Source organism: Nakamurella sp. PAMC28650, assembly GCF_014303395.1.
In the GTDB taxonomy this organism is placed as follows: Bacteria; Actinomycetota; Actinomycetes; order Mycobacteriales; family Nakamurellaceae; genus Nakamurella.
This window is the reverse complement of the sequence record NZ_CP060298.1, coordinates 623,076-645,133: the sequence shown is the minus strand read 5'-3', so window position 1 is coordinate 645,133 and position 22,058 is coordinate 623,076. Positions and strand designations below refer to the sequence as shown.

20 protein-coding genes are annotated in these 22,058 nt (G+C 67.4%); 12 read left to right on the top strand and 8 right to left on the bottom strand.

The window, feature by feature from the left end; genetic code table 11:
- Nucleotides 1–24: 24 nt before the first annotated feature.
- Together H7F38_RS02905 and H7F38_RS02900 are read right to left on the bottom strand one after the other, a co-directional pair.
- The gene (locus tag H7F38_RS02905) at nt 25–1,104 is read right to left on the bottom strand and encodes a helix-turn-helix transcriptional regulator (protein ID WP_222618402.1); all 1,080 of its coding nucleotides are present in this window, start codon (nt 1,102–1,104) and stop codon (nt 25–27) included.
- Between the two features lie 557 nt (nt 1,105–1,661).
- Nucleotides 1,662–2,294 carry a TetR/AcrR family transcriptional regulator gene (locus H7F38_RS02900; protein ID WP_187092767.1) on the bottom strand — a complete coding sequence of 211 codons (633 nt, stop codon included), beginning with the start codon at nt 2,292–2,294 and terminating at the stop codon, nt 1,662–1,664.
- 92 nt (nt 2,295–2,386) lie between these two features.
- Between H7F38_RS02900 and H7F38_RS02895 the strand changes: the two genes are divergently transcribed.
- Nucleotides 2,387–3,550 carry a DUF3533 domain-containing protein gene (locus H7F38_RS02895; RefSeq protein ID WP_187092766.1) on the top strand — a complete coding sequence of 388 codons (1,164 nt, stop codon included), beginning with the start codon at nt 2,387–2,389 and terminating at the stop codon, nt 3,548–3,550.
- On the opposite strand, the gene H7F38_RS02890 is transcribed toward H7F38_RS02895, so the two are convergent.
- The 3 genes from H7F38_RS02890 to H7F38_RS02880 all read right to left on the bottom strand — a co-directional run bounded on the left by H7F38_RS02890 (nt 3,515) and on the right by H7F38_RS02880 (nt 5,974).
- Nucleotides 3,515–4,243, bottom strand: a complete 729-nt coding sequence (locus H7F38_RS02890; protein ID WP_187092765.1) for an SDR family oxidoreductase — start codon at nt 4,241–4,243, stop codon at nt 3,515–3,517. The two genes, H7F38_RS02895 and H7F38_RS02890, sit on opposite strands and share 36 nt — an antisense overlap.
- 65 nt (nt 4,244–4,308) lie before the next feature.
- Nucleotides 4,309–5,313: a LacI family DNA-binding transcriptional regulator gene (locus H7F38_RS02885; protein ID WP_187092764.1), complete on the bottom strand. Its 1,005-nt coding sequence runs from the start codon at nt 5,311–5,313 to the stop codon at nt 4,309–4,311.
- Nucleotides 5,314–5,410: 97 nt separating this feature from the next.
- The gene (locus H7F38_RS02880) at nt 5,411–5,974 is read right to left on the bottom strand and encodes a TIGR03086 family metal-binding protein (RefSeq protein ID WP_187092763.1); all 564 of its coding nucleotides are present in this window, start codon (nt 5,972–5,974) and stop codon (nt 5,411–5,413) included.
- Between the two features lie 101 nt (nt 5,975–6,075).
- Between H7F38_RS02880 and H7F38_RS02875 the strand changes: the two genes are divergently transcribed.
- Nucleotides 6,076–7,026, top strand: a complete 951-nt coding sequence (locus tag H7F38_RS02875; RefSeq protein WP_187092762.1) for an aldo/keto reductase — start codon at nt 6,076–6,078, stop codon at nt 7,024–7,026.
- Between the two features lie 31 nt (nt 7,027–7,057).
- Here H7F38_RS02875 and lysX read toward each other — a convergent pair whose 3' ends face one another.
- Complete coding sequence (gene lysX / locus H7F38_RS02870) at nt 7,058–10,408, bottom strand: bifunctional lysylphosphatidylglycerol synthetase/lysine--tRNA ligase LysX (protein WP_222618401.1); 3,351 nt, start codon at nt 10,406–10,408, stop codon at nt 7,058–7,060.
- 11 nt (nt 10,409–10,419) lie between these two features.
- Entirely contained in the window at nt 10,420–11,691 is a 1,272-nt protein-coding gene (locus tag H7F38_RS02865) for an ROK family transcriptional regulator (RefSeq protein ID WP_187092761.1), read from the bottom strand.
- Nucleotides 11,692–11,790: 99 nt separating this feature from the next.
- On the opposite strand from H7F38_RS02865, the gene xylA reads away from it, so the two are divergent.
- The 5 genes from xylA (at nt 11,791) to H7F38_RS02840 (ending at nt 15,311) form a co-directional block, all read left to right on the top strand.
- Nucleotides 11,791–12,996, top strand: coding sequence for a xylose isomerase (gene xylA, locus H7F38_RS02860; protein WP_187092760.1), 1,206 nt, complete (start codon nt 11,791–11,793; stop codon nt 12,994–12,996).
- A 39-nt stretch (nt 12,997–13,035) separates the two neighbouring features.
- On the top strand, nt 13,036–13,926 hold the full coding sequence (locus tag H7F38_RS02855; protein WP_187092759.1) for an SMP-30/gluconolactonase/LRE family protein: 891 nt from the start codon (nt 13,036–13,038) through the stop codon (nt 13,924–13,926).
- 194 nt (nt 13,927–14,120) lie between these two features.
- Complete coding sequence (locus H7F38_RS02850; RefSeq protein ID WP_187092758.1) at nt 14,121–14,510, top strand: hypothetical protein; 390 nt, start codon at nt 14,121–14,123, stop codon at nt 14,508–14,510.
- 32 nt (nt 14,511–14,542) lie between these two features.
- Nucleotides 14,543–14,836 (top strand): hypothetical protein, encoded by a 294-nt coding sequence (locus H7F38_RS02845; protein ID WP_187092757.1) that lies wholly within the window; start codon nt 14,543–14,545, stop codon nt 14,834–14,836.
- Between the two features lie 262 nt (nt 14,837–15,098).
- On the top strand, nt 15,099–15,311 hold the full coding sequence (locus H7F38_RS02840) for a hypothetical protein (RefSeq protein WP_187095001.1): 213 nt from the start codon (nt 15,099–15,101) through the stop codon (nt 15,309–15,311).
- Here H7F38_RS02840 and H7F38_RS02835 read toward each other — a convergent pair.
- Nucleotides 15,295–16,497 carry an MFS transporter gene (locus tag H7F38_RS02835; RefSeq protein ID WP_187092756.1) on the bottom strand — a complete coding sequence of 401 codons (1,203 nt, stop codon included), beginning with the start codon at nt 16,495–16,497 and terminating at the stop codon, nt 15,295–15,297. The two genes, H7F38_RS02840 and H7F38_RS02835, sit on opposite strands and share 17 nt — an antisense overlap.
- A 450-nt stretch (nt 16,498–16,947) precedes the next feature.
- On the opposite strand from H7F38_RS02835, the gene H7F38_RS02830 reads away from it, so the two are divergent.
- The 5 genes from H7F38_RS02830 to H7F38_RS02810 all read left to right on the top strand — a co-directional run bounded on the left by H7F38_RS02830 (nt 16,948) and on the right by H7F38_RS02810 (nt 22,016).
- A complete protein-coding gene (locus H7F38_RS02830; RefSeq protein ID WP_370531288.1) occupies nt 16,948–17,925 on the top strand; it encodes a LacI family DNA-binding transcriptional regulator in 978 nt (325 codons plus the stop codon).
- A gap of 143 nt (nt 17,926–18,068) precedes the next feature.
- Entirely contained in the window at nt 18,069–19,334 is a 1,266-nt protein-coding gene (locus H7F38_RS02825) for a sugar ABC transporter substrate-binding protein (protein ID WP_187092754.1), read from the top strand.
- Between the two features lie 70 nt (nt 19,335–19,404).
- Nucleotides 19,405–20,331, top strand: coding sequence for a carbohydrate ABC transporter permease (locus H7F38_RS02820; protein ID WP_222618400.1), 927 nt, complete (start codon nt 19,405–19,407; stop codon nt 20,329–20,331).
- 10 nt (nt 20,332–20,341) lie between these two features.
- Nucleotides 20,342–21,202, top strand: coding sequence for a carbohydrate ABC transporter permease (locus tag H7F38_RS02815; RefSeq protein WP_187092752.1), 861 nt, complete (start codon nt 20,342–20,344; stop codon nt 21,200–21,202).
- 40 nt (nt 21,203–21,242) lie between these two features.
- The gene (locus H7F38_RS02810; protein ID WP_187092751.1) at nt 21,243–22,016 is read left to right on the top strand and encodes a ThuA domain-containing protein; all 774 of its coding nucleotides are present in this window, start codon (nt 21,243–21,245) and stop codon (nt 22,014–22,016) included.
- Nucleotides 22,017–22,058 lie beyond the last annotated feature (42 nt).

Below are 22,058 nucleotides of genomic sequence, written 5' to 3'. Positions count from 1 at the left end.
GGCCATCTTGCGGTCGCGGAATTTCTAATGCCTGTGGTGGGCGTCGATCTCGAGCACCAGGGCCGCCGCACCGGTCCGCGACCGAACCCCGAGTTTCGCGTAGATGTTCGCCAGGTGCCGCTTCACCGTCCACGGCGAGAGCGAGAGTCGCTGTGCGATGTCGCCGTTGCTCGCGCCGGTACCCAGCAACCGCACCACGACCACCTCCCGATCAGTGAGCCCGAGAGCCTGCAGGGTCCCGGCGGGCGCGACCAGTGGTCGTTCGTCCAGCAGGATCGTGTCCTCCTGACCGGGCAGCCCGGGCAGGTGCCGCAGGACCAGCTGCCGACCGTCCACGCTCGCGCGCAGCGGGCGGGCCAGGTCCAGGCCCGCAGCGGAGCCGGTGAGGTGGGTCTGCTGCACGACGAGCCAGTGACGGACCCGCACCGGCAACGGGTCCCGCGGCGCCGGACGGCCGAAGAACCGGTACAGCGACATCAAGGCCCCGGGAGTGAGTTCGTGCACCGGATCGGCCAACACGATCACTCCCGCGCCCTGTTGCGCCAGCACCCCGCCGGCGGCGCTGAGCAGAGCCTGCAGACGCTCGTACTCGCGGGTGCGGCGCCACGACTGGGCCAGATGCGGACGCACCAGATTCAATACCGCGCGATCCCGTTCGCCGAAGTCCGGCCCGGCCCGGTTGAACGCCAGACCGACCACGATCGGCAACGGCGCCGGAAGCGTGATCGACATCTGGTGCTCGACCCCCACCAGCGCGTAGAAGCGCCGATAGATCTCGCTGTCCTGCCACTCCTGCCGACCGAGGAAATCGCTGACCTTGATCGCCGACCCGTCGCCGGATTCAGCATGATGTCGGATCAACGGATGCTGATGGGCCAACCCGGCGAACAGTTCCGCCGATCCCGCCGGGAACACGAATGACTCCGGCTCGACCCGATACACCAGACGCCCGGCCGCAGGGTCGACCTCGTTCAGCGTGGTGACCTCCGAACGAATCAGCCCGCTGAGTTCTCGCAGCAGCACGGCGCCGAACTCATCGCGACTGCCCACACCGGCGATCTCGTGGGCGACGCCGAGCACTGCCAGCAGACCTTCTTCCGACACGCGGGCCATCATCAGATCAAATCATCACCGACCTCACCGTGGCACCAGAGGCAAGAGGACGGTGCAGGTAGCGAGGACGTGGCCGGCCGGTGACATACAGCCGGCTGCGCGTATGTCCGCAGAGTCGAATACCCGGGTCATGATCTCGCGGAGGACCCAGGTTGAGCCTGGGCGGCCGGGAAACGTTCCCGCTGGAACGTCTGCGGGATGAAACGGACACCGGGGGGTGCACCCGGCCCCTGCGCGGCGAGTGGACGGCGGTTGGCGTGGCCTGTTCGCTGCATCGATGATTCGCAGGGGGATGCCAGGGGGAACATGCGGATCAGCGGGGCGATCTTCGATCGCCGACTCCGGCGTCGCACTGGGCTGCCGAACTTCATGGTGGGCTGGCCGACCTGGTTCGGGAACCGCCGGACAGGACTGCGTGACCGTTGGTTCGAGCGCACCACCCGTGGGGCGTTCCGCGGCCAGCCGCGCCTGGACGGCTGAGCGGCCCCCGGTTCGGTCCTTTGGAAGTGGCTGTACCACGCTGAAGGGACCGAAACAGAGCCAGATGGCTAGGCCTGCGCGTTGACCAGGACTGCGGTCAGGGCCTGGCGGCGCAGAGACGGCAGATGTCGATCCAGTGGTTCCAGCAACTCCTGCAGGTACATGCCCTCCTGGGTGGCCAGGACCGCTCGGCCGAGATCGTCCAGACTGCCGTCGGTGAAGGGGATTCCGACCGTCTGCAGTCCGAGCCGGAGCACCGGGACCAGGGCCTCCCGTAGTTGTCGGCGCTGCTCGGCCAGGGCCGCGGCGACGTCGGGATGCCGCAGGGCGTGGATGGCGAACTCGAGGTTGAGCAGATGCGAGTCGCGACTGACCGGAAGCGCTCCGACCACTGCGTCCATCACCGCGTCCAACGTCCGGTCGTCGGAATCGACGGCAGCCCCGACCGCGTTGGCCACCGCCTCGACGACCGCCGCCGACCGATCGCCGTACAGGGTGAACAGCATCTCTTCCAGGCTGCCGAAATTCGAGTAGAACGCACCCCGGGTGTAGCCGGCCCGCTCGCACACGTCTTCGACCGTCGTGCGTCCGAAGCCGTTCTCGACGAACATCTCGGAAGCGGCGGACAGCAGACGCCGACGCGTCTCGGCCCGCCGCCTGGTCACGCGGGGGGTCGGGGTCCGATCGTGGGAAGCGGGCATCGAGCACTCCGTCACATTTGAATACGTTCTTGTATCCGATACGATACCGTATCGAACGTAGATCGAGCAATGAGGACGAGAAGAAGGCAACCATGAGCACACCGACAGAGCACGGGCGGCACGAGGCCGCCCAGCAGGTTCCCGCCCAGCACGTTCCCGTCCAGGACGTTCCCGTCCAGGACGTTCCCGTCCAGGACGTTCCCGCCGTCCGGCAGAGGCAGAGCGTCTGGGTCGACTTCAAGGACGCGGTGTCGCTGCGGACGGTCGCCCTGATCCTCGGCGTCCTGTTCCTGCAACTCGGCTTCATCCTGTCCTACGTCGGTGCGTTCCACGCCCCGACGCCGCAGAAGATCCCACTCGCCGTCGTGTCGGCGTCGCCGCAGATCTCGGACCAGAGCGTCGCGAAGCTGAACGCCATCGTTGGATCCCCGCTGGCTGCCGCCACTCTCGCGGATCGGGCCACCGCCGAGCGGCAGATCCGCAGCGGCCAGATCTCCGCGGCGCTGATCATCAACACCCAGGGCACCGCGGACACGATGCTGACCTCCAGCGGCGGCGGTGTCTCGGTGGCCAGTGCGGTCACCGAGGTCGTCGACCGGGTCGAGGCGTCCCAGCAGCGCACGGTGACGGCCATCGACATCGTGCCCCTGCAGGGCGGGGACGGTCGCGGCCTGACCGGCTTCTACCTGGTGATCGGCTGGATCGTCGGCGGCTATCTGGTGGCGGCGCTGCTCGGGGTCTCGGCGGGAGCCCGGCCGTCGACTCCTCGGCGGGCCTATTTCCGCCTCGGTGCGATCGTGCCGTATGCCATCCTGTCCGGGCTCGGCGGCACGCTGATCGTCGATCAGGTCCTGGGCGCACTGACCGGACACTTCTGGACGCTCTGGTGGCTCGGCGCCCTGCTGGTCGCGGCCGCGGCAACCGTGACGATGGCATTCCAGGTGCTGTTCGGGGTGCTCGGCATCGGCATCACGGTGCTGGTGTTCGTCGTGCTGGGCAATCCTTCTGCCGGTGGGGCCTACCAGACCACCCTGCTCCCGCCGTTCTGGCGCTGGCTGAGCAACGGCCTGCCCAACGGGGCCGGTACGGATGCAGTGCGGCGCATCGTCTATCTGGGCAGCAGCGGCATCACCGGCCACCTGGTCGTCATCGCCGGTTACGTGGTGGTCGGCGCGGTGATCGCCGCCGGCGGGTCACTGCTGACGCACCGGCGGGCCGCGTCACCGGCTGGTGTAGCCACCGTCGATGGGCAGTGACACACCGCTGATCATCGCGGAGGCATCGGAGAGCAGGAACACGATCGGCCCGGCGACGTCGTCCTCGGTGGCCCAACGGCCGAGGGGCATCTGCTCCAGGAACGGCTTGCCGATGTCGTCGCGCCCCCAGTAGAAGTTCGACATGTCGGTCATCACCACGGTCGGGTTGACGCTGTTCACCCGGATCCCGTACTGCCCCAACTCGAGCGCGGAGACGCGAGTGATGTTGTCCAGGGCCGCCTTCGAGGATCCGTAGGACACATGGCTGGTCAGGGCGACCAGGCTCGCCTGACTGGAGACGTTGACGATCGACCCGCCTTTCCCGAGCCGGATCAGCGTCCGGGCGGCGTACTTGATGACCAGCAGCGAGCCGCGGGCGTTGATGCTGATGACCTTGTCGAAGACGTCGATGTCGGTGTCCTGCGGGCTGGCGATCTCGCCGCCGAATCCGGCACAGTTGACCACCCCCCACAGGTCGAGACCGTCCACCGCGTTCTTGATGCTCTCCTCGGACTCGAGGTCGAAAACAACCGAACGGCAACCGGTCTCGGCGATGATCGCCTCGATCGACTCGGCGGTTCGTCCGGCTGCGATGACGTCGGCGCCCTTGGCGACCAACTGGCGCACGGTGGCGCCACCGATTCCACCTCCGGCTCCGGTGACGAGAACGGGACGGCCTTCGAACTCCGACATGGGACTTCCTTTCCGGGGATGCTGCTGATGGATGGTGCTGGTGGATTTGCTGGTGGGCGGGCGGTTCAGAGTGCGGGGGACAGGGGCGCGGGGGTCGAGTCACGGATGCGCAGCTGCACGGGGAGGACGATCTGTCGTTCGAATTCACCGGTGGGGCAATCGATCCGGTCGAACAGACGGGTGGCAGCGGTCCGTCCGACCAACCCGGGATCCTGGTCCAGGACCGTGACAGACGGACGGAGGGCGGCGGCCATCGGGAAATCGCCGAAGCTGACGAAGGCGAGGTCGTTCCGGCCGCAGGCGTGCAGTTCTGCGACGGCCGGGACGGACCCTTCGGAGTTGGACGAGAAGATCGCGGTCGGCGGATCGGGCAGCGCCAGCAGTTCGCGCACGGCCGTCACCGACCTGCCGGGACCTTCCTGGTAGAGCCTGATCAGGCGACCGTCCGGAGAGATGCCGGCGGAGGTCAGTGCGGCCCGGTAGCCCTCGAGGCGCCGTCCGGCGGTGACCACCGCGGCGCCGTTCCCGAGGAAGGCGATCCGGTGGTGCCCCTGATCGATCAGATGACGGATCGCCACCACCGCTCCGCCGAAATCGTCCTCGACCACGCTGTCGGCCGTGATCCCGGACGGCGGCCGATCGATGAACACGATGACGGTCGTGCGCTGCCAGGGCAGCATGTAGGACTGCTCGGTGGAGACCGGCGCGATGATCAGGCCGGTGACCTGCCGGCGGAGCAGGGCCTCGACCGCCGCCCGTTCGTCGTCGGCACCGTCACCGAGACTGGTGATGATGACGGCCGACCGCCGCGCCCGCGCCGTCCTCTCCACGGCCTGGACCACGGCGCCGAAGAATGGATCCGCGATCTCGGGAACCGCTATGCCGATGGCATTGTCATGACCGGATCGAAACGACTGCGACAACATGTTGGGGACGTACTGCAATTGCGTCACGGCCCGTTCGACGCGGGATCTGACGTCGGCCGAGACGTATCGGTCGCCGTTGATCACCCGCGAGACGGTCTTGCCGCTGACCCCGGCCATGGCGGCGACCTCGCGCATCGTGCTCATGGTGGTTTGGGTCCCGTCAGGCGGCGAAGGCTCGATATGTCACCGGTGACAGTAGCTCATGCCCGGCGGGATCAGGACTGCCCTCACCCGGGTCGTCTCAGCGTGCGCGCCCCAGCAGGGCGAGCAACTCGGTGAGGTCGTCCGTGCAACCGGGCACCGGGATGGGCGCCGCGAACAGGCCGGTGCCCTGCCAGTCGGTGGCCAGCACCTTGGCCTGCTCCAGGACCGCGGACACGATGTCGTTCGGCATCTGGTCGTCGGCCCTGATCGCCTTGGCCAGATCCCAGGAGTGCACCACCAGATCGACCGTCATCTGCCACACGTAGACCTCGGCAGGGACATCGCCGAAGGACAGATGAACGATCTGATCCATCGCCCCGGGCGCTTCCACGGCGGCGCGTGCCGCGATGGCTGCGGCACCCCAGGCGGCCTTCGGGTCGTCACCGAGCACGTCGCCCTCGAAGGAGTCACCGATCTGTGCGATGGTCTCGCCGTCGAAGAGGCGGGGGACCCACAGTTGTTCGTAGACAAGGTGTTGTACAAGGTCGCTGACATCCCATTCGGTGTCGGGTGTCGGGTTCTGCCACTGGTCCTCGCGGATGGCCTCCACCCGATTGCTGAACTGCCGCAGCCCGGACCGGTGTGCCGTCAGAACGTCCATTGACCCACCCTAGCTGTGACCGGTGCCACCCGTGGTCGAGGCATTCCCGCCGGCGCGGTGACGTTGTGATCCGGAAGGCAGACCATCGAAGGAGACGCAGAATGACGCAGACGGCCGGCACCACGAATCGCAAGATCCCCGGCATCGAACTCGAGGTGTTCCCACTCTCGTTGGGCGGCAACGTCTTCGACTGGACGGCCGACGAGGCGACATCGTTCGAGATCCTGGACGCTTATGTGGCGGGCGGCGGCAACTTCATCGACACCGCTGACGCCTACTCCGCCTGGGTGCCGGAACACACCGGCGGTGAGTCGGAACTCGTCATCGGAAAGTGGATGGCGGCCCGCGGCAATCGCGACCAGATGGTGATCGCCACGAAGGTCGGGGCCCTCACCGATCTGCGGGGAGCAAGCATCCGCAGCGGGGTCGAGGCCTCCCTGCGCAGGCTGGGCACCGACCACATCGATCTGTACTACGCCCACCGGGACGACGCGAGGACTCCGCTCGAGGAGACCGTCGCGGGATTCGCCGAACTGGTGGCCCAGGGCAAGGTGCGGGCGGTCGCCGCGTCGAACTACTCGGCGGCGCGACTGGCCGAAGCGCTGAAGATCGCGGACGACATGGCCGCGCCGCGTTTCGTGGCACTGCAGCCGCACTACAACCTGGTGCACCGTCAGGAGTTCGAGGGCGAGGTGCAGGATCTCGTCGCGCGCGAGGGTCTGGTGACGGCGCCGTACTCGTCGCTGGCCAGTGGATTCCTGACCGGCAAGTACCGCACCAGCGCCGCCGACGGGCGCTCACCGCGTGCCGAAGGCGCCTCCAGGTACCTGAACGAATCCGGACTCCGGGTGCTGGCCGCCCTCGACCGGGTCGCGGCCGAGCAGTCGGCGAGCGTCGGGACCGTGGCTCTGGCATGGCTGGCGGCGCAGCCGACCGTCGTCGCGCCGATCGCCAGTGCCAGCAGGCTTTCCCAGGTCGAGGGCCTGCTGGCCGCTGCCCACCTCCGGCTCACCCAGGCCCAGCTCGCCGCCTTGACGGCTGCCTCCGACTGAGGGGCGGGCCGTCCGGGCGGAGTGATCGACGTCAGGTCAGCGGCCGGACGAACGGGAACGTCAGGACGGAGCGGATCGGGGTGCCGGTCAGCATCATCACGACACGGTCGACGCCAAGGCCGAGCCCGCCCGTCGGGGGCATCCCGAGTTCCATCGCGCCGAGGAAGTCCTCGTCGATCTCCATCGCCTCCTCGTCGCCGGCGGCGGCCCGGAGCGACTGCTCGGTGAGGCGGGCACGCTGGTCGATCGGGTCCACCAGTTCCGAGTAGGCCGTGCCGATCTCCATGCCGAACGCCACCAGGTCCCAGCGTTCGGACAGCCGCGGATCGGTCCGGTGGGTCCTGGTCAGCGGTGAGGTCTCGACCGGGAAGTCCAGGTAGAAGGTCGGGAGGAAAGTGGTCGGCTCGACCAGGTGGTCGTAGAGATCCATCACGATCTCGCCGGCGCTCATCCCGTCCGGGGCCACCACCCGGTTCGCCAGCGCGATGAGCTGCAGTTCCTCCGTCGACGTGCCGGCGTCGATGGGCACACCGCAGGCCTTGCTGACGGCGTCATGCACGGTCATGACGCCCCACGGGGCGGAGAGGTCGACCGCTTCGAGAATGCCGGACTTGTCGGGCCGCATCGCGATCGGTGACCCGTAGACCGCGGTGGCCACCTCCCGGATGACGTCGGTGGTGATCTCCCGCATGCGGTGGTAGTCGGCGAAGGGCAGGTAGGCCTCGAGCGAGGTGAACTCCGGATTGTGGGTCGCGTCCGCCCCCTCGTTGCGGAAGTTGCGTCCCATCTCGAAGATCGGGCCGGTGCCGCCGACGATCAGCCGCTTGAGGAAGAGTTCCGGAGCGATCCGCAACGACAGATTCCGGTCGTAGGCGTTGATGTGGGTGGTGAACGGGCGAGCGGTGGCCCCGCCGTGGACGTTCTGCAGGATGGGCGTCTCCACCTCGCCGAAACCCCTGGCCCAGAAGGCGGTCCGCAGGGCACCGACCGCCACGCTGCGGGTGGCCAGGATGGCCAGCGAGTCCGGGTTCACGATCAGGTCGACGGACCGGTTGCGGACCCTTGCCTCCGGGTCGGTCAGGCCGGTGCGGCTGGACGGGAGCGGCTTGAGTGACTTCGAGGCCATCTGCCAATCGGTGACGATCAACGATCGCTCTCCGCTGCGGCTGTAGCCCAGTGTGCCGGTGGCGCTGACGATGTCGCCGCGGTCGACGGCGGCGCGCCACAGCTTCAACGACGACTCCCGGGTCTGGAGGCACGACAGCAGCAACTGCAGAGAGGTCGACTCCCCCGCGATGACGCCGAAGCTCACGCCGCCGAAGTCGCGGAGCGCCTCGACCCGTCCGGTGGCACTGACCACTGCGCCGTCCGGATGGGCGAGCACGTCCGGCAGCGTCCCGGTCCGGGGCACCGAGACGGGGTAGGCCTCCATCCCGGCCGCGGCGAGGATGCCCAGTCGGTCCCGACGGATGCGTTCCTGTTCCCGGGGTCGGCGCAGGGCCGCCGGCCGGACGGTCGCCGCCTGCTCCTCGGCGTCGGCGATGGCCTTCACCAGCCACGGCGCGGCGGGTAGGGAGGTCAGCCGCTCGCGCCGGGTGACGGAGGGCAGGAACCCCTCGGCCACACCGGCTGCGATCGAGACCCGGATCAGCGACAGCGGCGAGTCGATGCACAGGTAGCGCGGCACCCAACTGGGTCGGTATTTGGCGTTCGAACGGTAGAGGCTCTCCAGCTGGAAGAACCGGGAGAAGACGCCGAGGACGGCGTTGTTCAGCTTGGTGACCGGGCCGGCGCCGAATTCCTCTGCCTCGGCGAAGACCGCCCGGAACATCGCGAAGTTGAGCGAGATCCGGCGCAGACCGAACTCGGCCTTCCGCTCGATCAGCGTGGTCACCATCATCTCCACGAGGCCGTTGATGCCTTCGCGGTCGCGGCGCATCAGGTCCAGCGACACGCCGCGGCGCCCCCAGGGGACCAGCGAGAGCAGTCCGGCGGGTTCGCCGTCCGGACGGTGCGCGACCACCATCAGGCAGCTGCCGTCGGCCGGATCGCCGAGCCGGGACAACGCCATCGAGAAGCCGCGTTCGGGCGCATCGCCCCGCCAGGCCTCCGCGCAGTCGGCCAGCTGGGCCATCTCGGCGGGTTCGATGTCCCGATGGCGCCGGATCGACACGGTGTAGCCGGCCCGCTGGACCCGCACCACCGCCTGCCGGACGGCCTTCATCGCCGGGCCGGCGAGAGTGAAGGTGGAGGTGTCGACGATGGCCTCGTCACCGAGCGGAATGGCCCGGAGCCCGGCGTCGACGTAGGCCTGCGCGGCCTCCCGGCCCGGCGAGAGGGCCGCCGGTACCCAGCCGTAGGTGCGGGCCTGCGCGAGCCACGCGTTGATCGCCCCCGGCCACGCGTCCTTCGGTCCGAGCGGGTCCGCGGACGCCAGCGCCACCGAGGCGATGACCCGGTAGCTGATCGCCGCCCGTCCGTCGGGGCTGATCATCACCGTCTTGTCGCGCCGCGTGGCGAAGTAGCCGAGCGAGTCGTCGTGTCCGCCGCCGAGCAGCAGTTTCCGGATCGCCAGTTCGGTGCTGCCCTCGATCGTCAGCCGGGTACGCCCGGAGCGCAGGAAGACCGCCACCGCGGCGAGCAGCACGATGGCCGAGACGGTGCTGGTCAGCGAGGTGATCCAGTTCGGCAGGTGGGCGACGTTCGGATCCCGCGGGAAGATGCTGTTCAGGCCCAGCGCGGCCCTGGTGCCCTGGACCACCGGCATGAACGGGTGCTTGAGCGAGCCGTCGTAGGCCTCCGCGAGGATGATGGCAAGGGCGATCGAGACGAGCATGCCACTGACCAGGGTCACCAGGGCGGCCCATCGCGAGCCCGGCGACCGACGGGCCGGGAACGCAGCCCTGGCCCACCAGAGCAGGCCGATGGCCAGCAGCCCGAATACGGCGCCCGCGTACGTGGTGATCTGTGCGCCGGTGTCCAGTTCCAGCCCGCGCAGTGCCGGCATCCGGACGTGTCCACGGGTACGGATCAGCAGCCCCAGCGCCAGCAGCACACCCAGCATCTGCAGGATCAGCACGATCCACAGGCCGAACCGTTTGCGGCGCAGCAGGGACCCGGTCACCAGGAACATCAGCAACGAACCGAAAAGACCATAGGCCAGCGGCAGGTTGAGCACGTCGCCGGCCACGTCCACCCAACCCTGGCCCGAGGAGAACCGGCCGAGCGGCCACGCGGCGAGGGTGGCGACGGATGCCACCGAGTAGATCAACACGGTCCACCGCGCGACGCGCTCCTGGCCTTCGCTCGCCACCCGGTACGGGGGGACCGATCGGCCGGAGCGCGCCGCCGTCTGCGGGACTGCGTTCCGGCTGGTGCTCACGTTGTCCGAACCTACTGGGTCCGGGGGCCCTGCTCCGGCAGAACCCGCTGGGTCCAGCTGTTCGGGTCCCGGACGATCTCGCCCAGCACCGTCATGGCCCCACCGGTGAGCGCTGCGTAGTCGATCGACCTGGCCGCCTGGACCATGACGGGTGACCAAGGGTGCGACAGCACGCGGGCGGCCAGCTCCCTGGTGATGTGCGGGAGCAGGTAGGGGGCCAGCGGCGTGTAGATGCCGCCCAGCACCACGGTGTCGACGTCGATCAGGTTCACCGTGTTGGCCAGCGCGATACCCAGCGCGCGTCCGCCGGCGGCGATGGCCCGATCGGCCGGTTCGGTCCCGGCCCGGGCGAGCAGCGCGGAGACGGGGAGGGCCAGGTCGAGACCGGCCGCGGCCATCAGGGCGTCCTTGCCCGCGTACTGCTCCAGACACCCTGTCGATCCGCAACCGCAACGCGGGCCGGACGGATCGATCAGCGTGTGGCCGATCTCCCCGCTCCACCCGTGCCGACCCGGGACGACGGAACCCTCGGTGACGATGGCCCCACCGATGCCGATCTCCCCCGAGACGTAGAAGAACGAGTGCACGTCGATCGACCGCAGGGCCTCGGCCTCGGCCCTGGCCGCCAGGGTGGCCTCGTTCGCGAGCCAGACCGGCAGTTCGGCGAGCGCTGCCCCGTACGGGCCGGCGGTGAGCAGGCCGACGACGTCCACCGAGTCCCAGCCGAGGTTGGGGGCCAACCGCAGGGGACCGGTCCGGCGGTCCACGAGTCCGGGCAGGGCCAGGTAGCAGCCGGCCGGCGGGATGCCCTCGGCGGTCAGCGGGGCCACCGTGTCGGCGAACAGGGCGGCCAGCCTGGCCAGCACGGGCCCAGGTCCGGCGCGACGGAAGTTCCCGGCGACCACCTGCTCGGCCAGTACCGAGCCGGTGAGGTCGATGACGCGCACGCCGAGGTAGTCGACGTTGACCTCGAGGCCGACGGCCATCAAGCTGCGGGCGGCCGGCACGAGCGGCACGGCGGGGCGTCCGGCCCGCTGGGATGCCACGGGCGCCAGCTCGGCGATCAGACCACCCGCCAGGAGCCGGTCGGCCAACGCCGAGACGGTCGCCCTGGTCAGTCCGGTGGAGGCGGCGATGTCGGCACGGGACGGTGCCGCGGCGGAGTTGACGATCTGGTCCAGCACCATGCCCAGGTTGTGTTCCCGCAGGCTGGCCTGCCGCGCGGGGGTGATCGGGGTGCGTCCGGACCCGGCCAGATCGCGAGCCGAACCGAATTCCGTCATGGCTTGACCTTAGTGGACCGTCGCGATAAGTTCATTCAACCAACAAATTACCGATCCGAGGAGACGCAGCCCGGTCTCCGCCGACAAGGGAGTCGTGTCATGCCTGTCACCCCCACCGCGTCTGTGACCCCCACTGCAGCCGATCACTTCTCGTTCGGTCTCTGGACCGTCTCCTGGCAGGGCAAGGATCAGTTCGGGGACGCCACCCGTGCCCCGCTGGATCCCATCGAGGCGGTCGAGAAGCTCAGCGAACTCGGCGCCTGGGGCATCACGTTCCACGACGACGACCTGATCCCGTTCGGATCGGACGTGGCCACCCGCGACAAGATCCTGTCCGATTTCCGCGGCGCCCTCGCGCGCACCGGCATGGTCGTCCCGATGATCACCACCAACCTGTTCTCCCACCCGGTGTTCAAGGACGGCGGCCTGACGTCCAACGACCGCTCGGTCCGCCGGTTCGCACTCCGCAAGGTGCTGCGCAACGTGGATCTCGCCGCCGAACTCGGAGCCGAGACGTTCGTCATGTGGGGTGGCCGCGAAGGCAGCGAGTACGACGGCTCCAAGGATCTGCACGCCGTCTTCGATCGCTACCGTGAGGGCGTCGACACCGTGGCGGCCTACATCAAGGAGTCCGGCTACGGCATCCGGATCGCTCTGGAGCCCAAGCCCAACGAGCCCCGTGGAGACATCCTGCTGCCGACCGTCGGCCATGCGCTGGCGTTCATCGCATCGCTGGAGCACGGCGACATCGTGGGCGTGAACCCGGAGACCGGGCACGAGCAGATGGCCGGCCTGAACTACACGCACGGCATCGCCCAGGCGCTGTGGGCCGGCAAGCTGTTCCACATCGATCTCAACGGCCAGAAGTCGATCAAGTTCGACCAGGATCTGGTCTTCGGCCACGGCGAGCTGCTGTCCGCGTTCTTCACCGTCGACCTCGTCGAGAACGGCTTCCCGGGCGGAGGGCCCAAGTACACCGGACCCCGTCACTTCGACTACAAGCCATCCAGAACCGAAGGCTACGACGGTGTCTGGGCCTCGGCAGCCGCGAACATGAGGATGTACCTGCTGCTGAAGGAGCGTGCGCTGGCCTTCCGCGCCGACCCGGAGGTCCAGGAGGCGCTGGCCGCGTCCGGCATCAACGAGCTGGCCCAGTCGACCCTGGCGGCGGGGGAGTCGGTCAAGGACCTGCTCGCCGACCCGTCGGCGTTCGAGGCGTTCGATGCGGACAAGGCCGGCGAGCGTTCGTACGCGTTCGTCCACCTGAACCAGTTGGCCGTCGAGCACGTGCTCGGCGCGCGCTGATCCCTTGTTCATGCTGCAGCGTGCTCTGGCGTCGAGGACATGACGCTCGAAATCTCGGCCCTCGGTGACTCGTGGACCGACCCGCCCGGCCCCTCCCTGCTCGGGGAGGGGCCGGTCTGGTCCGTCGCCGACCAGTGCCTCTACTGGGTGGACATCGAAGGCCTGCTCGTGCACCGGTGGGCCTGGGGGGCCGAGGTGGTCCGGACGTGGCCGATGCCCTCGATGGTCGGAGCTCTCGCGGTCCGCGCGCAGGGCGGGCTGGTGGTCGCGTTGCAGAACGGTGTCCACACCCTGGACCTGACCACCGGCGACCTGACGTTCGTCGTCGACCCGGAGGGTGATCTACCTGGAACCCGTTACAACGACGGCACCGTCGACCCGGCGGGGCGCTTCTGGATCGGCGGGATGGTGCTCGACGGAGAGTCGGGATCGTCAGGGCTGTACCGGATCGGGGCCGACGGGAGCTCCACGACGGTGCTCACCGGCATCGGTTGCGGGAACGGTGCGGGCTTCTCACCGGACGGCAGGACCATGTACTATACGGACTCCGTCACCCGGACCATCCAGGCTTTCGACTTCGACGTCGACTCCGGCGGTCTGGTGAACCCCCGGGTTTTTGCCGTCGACGACGACTGCGATCCCGACGGGTTGACCGTCGACATCGACGGATTCGTCTGGGGAGCGAAGTGGGACGGCGGCCGGCTGGTCCGATATGCCCCCGACGGTGCGATCGACCGGGTGGTGCCTCTCCCGGTCCGCCGTCCGACCAGCATCGCGTTCGGTGGCCCGGACCTGCGGACGGTGTTCGTCACGACCGCACGGACGGGGCTCTCGGACGGCGAACTCGCCGCCGCCCCGCTGTCGGGCCGGGTGCTGGTGATCGACGGTGTCGGCGTGGCCGGGCGACCCGAACCCCTGACCGTGCTCTGACCCGCCCGGCGCCTGACCCCCGGCAATGGGTCCCCCCGTTTGGCGTGGATCAACTTCGCAGGCATGGGCGAAAGTGATGACTCCTGTCACTCTCGTCCCAAATGGACGAAGTTGATCCATGCAGCTGGTCTGTGGCATCCGACAATGAAGATTGTCGTTGACAATGTGCGTTGTCGTGCTGCATGCTCTGCGACATGGATCTCAAGGAGATGTACGACTACATCGCAGCACTCCTGGTGTCCGCGGCCACCCAGCCCGCGCCCGATGATGATCCGTTCGGTGAGCAGCTCGCCGAGATCGCACTGATCTCCAAGGCCCGCGTGGTGCTCGACATCCTCGAGGCGCAGGCCGTGCACGTCCTGCGCAGTTCAATTCCGCAGGCCAGCTACACAGACATCGGCGATGCTCAAGGGATCAGCAAGCAGGCCAGCCGTATTCGGCACACCAAATTGGAACAAGTCCTCAAGGTCCATCAATTCGATGGGCGACGGCATACCTTGTCGAAAGCCGTTGTACCGCCTCGACATCGGAAGGCCGCCAAACCGGCGCGCAGTACCCGCCGTCGTACAGGTTCCGCCGAATGACCCCCGTTCCGTCACCGAAAGGTCACCTACGCATGTCCACACCAAAGATCGTCCCCAAGAACACTTCGGCATTCTTCGGCGCTTCGGTCGTCTTCCTGGCCATCACCGCAGCCTGGAACGTGGGAAACCTGATGCTGCTGGATATCTCGGTCCAGCAGCGATGGACGGTCGGAATGGGCCTCGTCTCGGCCATGTTCGCCGTTGTCGTGGTGTCCAAGGTGGTGCGGGACAAAGAAGAAGCCAACGAACTGATCAATGGTATCCGCAACGCCCGCTACGAAGAGGTGCTGGCCAACGCGCCGGCTCCCGGCCTCGGTCACCTCTGACCCGCGTTCGGCGTGGATCGATCCCGCCACCCGAGCAGTGGGTGTGGAGCCGCGAACGCTTCATCGGCACCGGATCGGAGAAAGCGACGTCGGGACCACGCGGTCTCCGTGATACCGGCGTGATGACCGATCAACCGCAATGGCCGACTTCGTCGCTACCCCGCTGCCGACCGGTCCAGCCCCACGGGTGGTAGGAGCAGGGGCCTCAGGGGCAGATGCCTTTCCCGTCCGGACCCTGGCCGCCACGACAATGCCCGGGGAGTTGCCACCGGCACCTTGGGGCGGGCAGCGTGCCGTCACGCCCACTGCGCTGGCGCTGCAGTCCGGACTACCGCAGGCCAGGCGGCTCCTGGGGGCCGGTGCGGATCCGGACATCACCGACAGGCGGTTCGGCTCGACACCACCGGGCTGGGCCGAGCACTTCGAACGGGACGAGATGACAGAGCTGTTGCCACCTCTCACCGGGTCGGCGTGAGCTCGTCCTCCAGGAATCGTGGCCGCGCAAGCTTGAAACCGACGGCCGCCATCGGGATCAGCAGGACCATCATCAGGATCAGCGAGGGACTCCAGCTTCCGCCGGACCGGTGGAAGAGGCCGAACACCAATGGCCCCGATGCGCCGATCAGATACCCGACGCACTGCGTGAACGCAGACAGCGCGATGACGCCATCGGAACTGCGGGCGCGCAACGCGACCAGGGTGAGCACGGTCGGAAAGGTCCCGCCACCCAGCCCGATCAGAGACAGCCAGACCCACGCGCCCTCGACCGGCGCAAGAATCAGACCGAGGTACCCCAGCAGATAGCAGCCGGCGAACAGCAGGATCAGCGGAAGGGCGAGTCGTTGACGCCGGAGCAGTACCGGAACCGTGAGTGACACAGCGATCCCGATGGCCGGTGCCACCGACAGGAGCGCCCCCATCTTGACGGCGCCGATGCCCGCATCCAGCAGCACCTGACCGAACCAGCCGACGACGACGTAGACGTGCGCGGACTGCACGCCGAACAACAAGGCCATGGTCCAGGCCAGGGGAGAGTGAACCAGGGCTCTCACCGGGACCGCCGACCGCCGCCGTCCGGCACCCGCAGTCCGTGATCCGAAAGCGACGAGAAGCCATGGCAGCAAGGCAATCAGAGAGACACCGGCCCAGATCGTGAACACGGTGCGCCAGGAACCGCCCACGATGTTCTCGATCGGGATGCTGAGACCGGACGCCACCGCTGCGCCCAACGACAGCATGGTCACGTACCCCGAGGTGACGGTGGTGATGTGCGAGGCGAAGTGCTGGCGGATCAGCCCGGGCATCAGCACGTTTCCGATGGCCAATCCGATCAGTGACACCAGGGTGCCGAGGAACAGAGCCGCACTGCCGCTCACCCAGGCCCTGATCAACTGCCCGGCCGTCGCGATCGCCAGTGCCACGACGACGAGTCGGTGATTGCCGATCCGCGCCGCCGCCGAAGGAGTGGCGATCCCGGCGAAGGCGAAGACCAACGGCGGAAAGGAGAGCAGCAGGCCGGCGACGGCGGCGTTCAGGCCGAGTTCCCGTCGGATCTCCGGCAGCATCGTCCCGAGGGCATTGACCGACAGCCGCAGGGTGAGCGCGAGCAGGAGGACTGCGCCCAGGACGAGGCCGGTCGAGGTGCCACGCGCGGGTTTCACCACCGCAGCATGTCAAAGGTCCCGCAGCGCCAGTGAAAGCCCTCTCGTATGACGTGACCCTTGCTCGTCTGACGCTCGAGCGTCATACGAGAGGCCAGGCGGTCATACGAGAGCACCCCGCCCGTGAGACGAGCGGGCCGGGCCGTCAGACCAGGGGCCGGGCGGTCAGACGAGCGGCCAGGCGGTCAGACGAGGGCACCCCGCCCGTCAGACAGAGGCACCGCGACCCCACTGTGACCCGCGTCGCAGATCGTGACCCGTTCGTTACCCGACGGGCTTGACACGGGTTTAGTTCACTCAATACTCAAACCAGTCGAAGCGCATCGATAACAAGCAGTACATCGACGGCGCACGAGATGGCGAACGGACACGAGGAGGTGACCGGTAGTGCCGACGAGTGAAGATGTGGCGCGCGCTGCCGGAGTCTCGCAGAGCACCGTTTCCTATGTGATGAGCGGAAAGCGCTCCATTTCCCCGGCCACCCGTGAGCGGGTGGAGAGAGTCATCGAGGAATTGGGTTATCACCCCAATTCGGGCGCTCAGGCCCTGGCCGGCAGTCGGACCAACATCATCGGACTGGTGGTCCCCTTCCGGCCGAACATCGACATGACGGTGATCGCCGAGTTCATGGCCGAGATCGCCTCCCGGGCGCGGGCGCGCGACTACGACATCCTGCTGGTGACGGCCGACGAGGGCCCGGCCGGCCTCCGCAGGCTGGTCGGCCGTTCGCTGTGCGATGCGCTGATCCTGATGGAGGTCGGCTCGGAAGACGACCGCATCCCGGTGGCCAAGTCTCTCGGCGTCCCCGTCGTGCTGATCGGGGTGCCACAGGACAGCGAGGGGTTGCACTGCGTCGACTTCGACTTCCAGGGCGCAGGCGAGACCTGCGTGGACGAGTTGGCCGATCTCGGACATACTGAGATCGCCCTGCTCGCCATCGATCCGGAGAGCAAGAAGGGTCAGGCCAACTTCTCCGTGCGGTTCCGGCGCGGAGTCGAGCGCGCGGCGCAGCGACGCGACGTCGACATCCGCGCGCTGGTGATGGAGCCGAACCACTCGGACGCCTCCCGGGTCATCGAGCAGATGCTGGCCCTCGATCCGCCGGTGACGGGGCTGATCCTGCAGCACTCCGACGCACCCGATCCGGTCACTGCGGTCCTACTCGAGCACGGGCGTACTCCGGGTGCGGACATCGCCGTGATCGGCCTCTGCCCGGATGCGCTGGCCGAGCGTCTACGAGTTCCCATGACGACCGTCCAGCAGCAGGCGTCGGAAGTCTGCCGGCGGGCGATGGAAACTCTCTTTCGTATGCTGAATCACGAGATACCGACCACCGGAGAGGTCGACCTGGTGCCGGTGAGCCTGGTCCGTCGTTCCAGCATGAACCGGGCACCAGCAGTGAACGGGTACATCCACGCCATTTCCTGATCATCATCCGAGGTAGTTCACCCTCAGATGACGCGACTACTCATTGCCGTTATCGATGCGCATCGACAAGCAAAAGACATCGAGCTCCAGGGCGTACGTGACATCCACGTGCGCCTCCCACCAGAAGAGAAGGAACGTCTGAGATGAAGAGACTCCGCGTCGGCCGAAGTGCAAGCCTGAAGGCCTCTGCGCTCGGTGCCGCCCTGATCGTGACCCTCCCGCTGGTGCTCGCCGCCTGCGGGAGCAAGAGCACGACCGCCTCCCCGGGTACATCGTCGTCAGGGCCGGCCACCGTGCATGTGCTGGACTACTACAACGAGGGCAACGACAACAAGGTCATCGGCGCGACGCTGACCGCGTGCGGGACCGCCAACAACCTGACCGTGGTCCGGGACGCCATCCCGGGTGCGGGCCTGATCCAGAAGGTGCTCCAGGAGAGTTCGTCCAAGACGCTGCCCGACGTGCTGATGCTGGACAACCCCGACATGCAGCAGATCGCCAAGTCGGGTGCGCTCGCTCCGCTGGCGGACTACGGCATCAGCACGGCGGGCTATGCGCCCGGCATCCTGCAGGCCGGCACCTACAACGGCAAGATCTACGGGCTGGCCCCGACGGTCAACTCGATCGCGCTCTTCTACAACAAGGACGTGCTGACCAAGGCCGGTGTCACCCCGCCCACCACCTGGGCGGAACTGCAGACGGCCGCGAAGAAGTTGACCGTCGGCAACCAGTACGGCATCGCCCTCGACGCGAACGCCACCTACGAGGGGAGCTGGACCTTCCTCCCGTTCATGTGGTCCAACGGTGGCTCGGAGAAGAGCATCAATACTCCAGAAGTTGCTGCAGCCCTGCAGTTGTGGGTCAATCTGATGAAGGACGGCTCGCTGTCCAAAGGCGCTCTGAACTGGACCCAGGCCGATGCCGAGAACCAGTTCGCAGCAGGCAAGGCCGCCATGATGATCAACGGCCCGTGGCAGTTTCCGGCCCTGAATGCCGTCAAGGGACTGAACTACGGCGTCGTTCCGATCCCGGTCAACACGGCCGGGCAGGTCCCACAGGCGCCCCTGGGCGGCGAGGTCTGGACCGTCCCCAATACCGGGAACGCGGACAACCAGAAGAACGGCGCGAAAATCGTCGCCTGCATGAACAGTGATGCCAACCAGGTCGCCATGGCGGTGGCCCGCGGCACCGTCCCGTCCAAGACCACGCTGGCGGACACCTTCCTCAAGCAGGCACCCGCGATGGCGGCCTTCACCAAGACGGTGGCCACCGCCCGGGCGCGCACGGCGATCCTGGGTGACGCCTGGCCCAAGACGGCCACCGCCATCTACACCGCGGTGCAGCAGGCGCTCACCGGCGGCGCGTCGCCGGCCGACGCGCTGAAGTCGGCCGCGTCGACGCTGGGCTGACCGGCAGATGTCCACCACCGCCGGGGTATCCCGCGACGTGACGTCCGGAAGGAAGGAGGGGCCCCGGGAGATGACGATGTCGACCACCGGGCGTCGTGACGGTCGCAAGGTCCGTCACGGCCGGGAACGACTTTTCCAATGGCTCTTCCTGGCCCCTGCTGTGCTCTACATGCTGTTGTTCTTCGGATATCCCGTCGTCAAGAACATCACGATGAGCTTCCAGGACTACACCTCGAGCACCTTCTTCTCCGGACTCGCGCCGTGGGTGGGTTTTCAGAACTACTCGACGGTGATGGGCATGCCCGTCTTCACCAAGGCCCTCGTCAACACCGCACTCTTCACCATCGGATCGATCGTCGGGCAGTTCGTCCTCGGCATGGCTCTGGCGGTGTTCTTCCGCAACCGGTTCCGGCTCTCCGGAATCCTGCGGTCACTGCTGCTGCTGCCGTGGCTGCTCCCGCTGATCGTTTCCAGTGCCATCTGGAAATGGATCCTGGACACCGACAGTGGCGCGCTCAACGAGTTTCTCAAAGGCGCCGGTCTGATCACGACCGGGGTGCCATGGCTGACGCGCACCTCGGTCGCGCTGATCGCGGTCATCGTGGTCAACATCTGGATCGGGATCCCGTTCAACGTGACGATTCTCTACGGCGGCCTCCAGGACATCCCGGAGGATCTGTACGAGGCCGGATCGCTGGACGGTGCCACCGGGTGGAAGGCCTTCCGGAGCATCACCTGGCCACTGCTGCGACCGGTGGTCAGCGTCGTTCTGGTGCTGGGCGTGGTCTACACGATCAAGGTGCTGGACATCATTCTCGGGCTCACCAACGGTGGCCCGGCGAATGCCACCCAGACCATCGCCACCCAGTCGTACCTGTTGTCGTTCGGGCAGTTCGAGTTCGGGCAGGGAGCCGCGCTCGGCAACATCCTGATCGCGATCTCGTTGATCTTCGCCATCTTCTATCTGCGGGCCACCCGGCGCGCGGTCGACGAGTAGGGGGGTGCACATGACGACAACCTCTGCCCCGCCGGTGATCAGGCCCGCCCGGGTGTCCTCCCGGAAGCAGCAGCGGTCCTGGATCAACACGGTCCTGGGCGTGCTGTTCCTGGCGATCATGCTGTTCCCGGTCTACTGGATGGTGAACGCCTCGCTCCAGCCCGGTGGCGGTGCGCTGAGCACCAGCTGGTTCCCGACCCACCGGGACTTCTCGGGGTACCGGACCGCGATCAGCGAGCAGGGTACGCACCTGCTGACCAGCCTGATCATCGCGATCGGCAGCGTGGTGTTCTCGTTGATCATCGCGACACCTGCGGCGTATGCGCTGGCGCAGTTCAGGATCCGGGGCACCAACCTGGTCCTGTTCGGCATCCTGATCAGCCAGATGATCCCCGGCATCGTGGTCGCCAACGCGCTGTACAGCGCCTACAACGACCTCGGTATCCTGAACACCTACGGCGGGCTGATCCTGGCCGACTCCAGCGCCGGGATCCCGTTCGCCATCCTGATCATGCGCGCCTACATGACGACCATTCCCAAACCCATCATCGAGGCCGCGAGAGTCGATGGTGCCGGGCATTTCCGGGCGTTCTTCTACGTGGTGATCCCGGTCAGCCGCAATGCCTTGATCACCGGGGCGTTGTTCACCTTCCTGTTCACCTGGAGTGATTTCCTGTTCGCCCTGACCCTGACGACCGGGGACAGCGTCCAGCCCGTCACACTGGGGATCTTCCAGTACATCGGGTCGCACGTGCAGGATTGGAGTTCGGTGATGGCCACAGCCGTGCTGGCCTCCCTTCCGGCCGTCATCCTCCTGGTGCTGGCCCAGAAGTTCATCGCCGCCGGTGCCACCGGCGGGGCCGTCAAATAGATCGTCATCCGTCGAAACAGATTGAAGGAGCTCAAACATCATGTCAGCACTTCGTGTCCTGGTCTGGGGCGAGAACCGCCACGAGCAGGTCGAACCCCAGGTGGCGCAGCGGTACCCGAACGGCATGCACGGGGCCATCGCCGACGGCATCCGGGAGAACCTCGGGTCGGCGGCCCGCGTGCGGACCGCGGTGCTCGACGATCCCCAGCACGGACTGACCGAGGAGGTCCTCGCGGACACCGACGTGCTGACCTGGTGGGGGCACGCCGCCCACTCCGAGGTGGACGACGAGGTGGTCGACCGGGTCCACCGACATGTGTTGGCGGGCATGGGACTGGTGGTGCTCCACTCCGGTCACTGGTCCAAGATCCTCGGCAAGCTGATGGGCACGAGCTGCACCCTGCGCTGGCGCAGCGAGCACGACCGGGAGCTGGTCTGGACGGTCGACCCGACCCATCCCATCGCGCAGGGCGTCCCGAACCCCATCGTCATCGAGGAACAGGAGATGTACGGTGAACTCTTCGACATCCCGGTCCCCGACGAGCTGGTCTTCATCAGCGGCTTCACCGGTGGCGAGGTGTTCCGCAGCGGCTGCACGTTCAAGCGCGGATTTGGCAAGATCTTCTACTTCTCCCCGGGCGACCAGGACTTTCCGGTGTACTTCCACCAGGATGTCCGCCGCGTGATCTCCAACGGTGTGCAGTGGGCGAGGACGGTCCGGCCCGAACGCTCCGACCCCACCCTGCTCCGCTACGACACCGACGATTTCTACACCGGTCACGACTACCGCGGGGCCATCCAGGTCGACGCCTGACCGGCTGACGGTTCGTTCGGATCAACCTAGATGAGGAGCGCT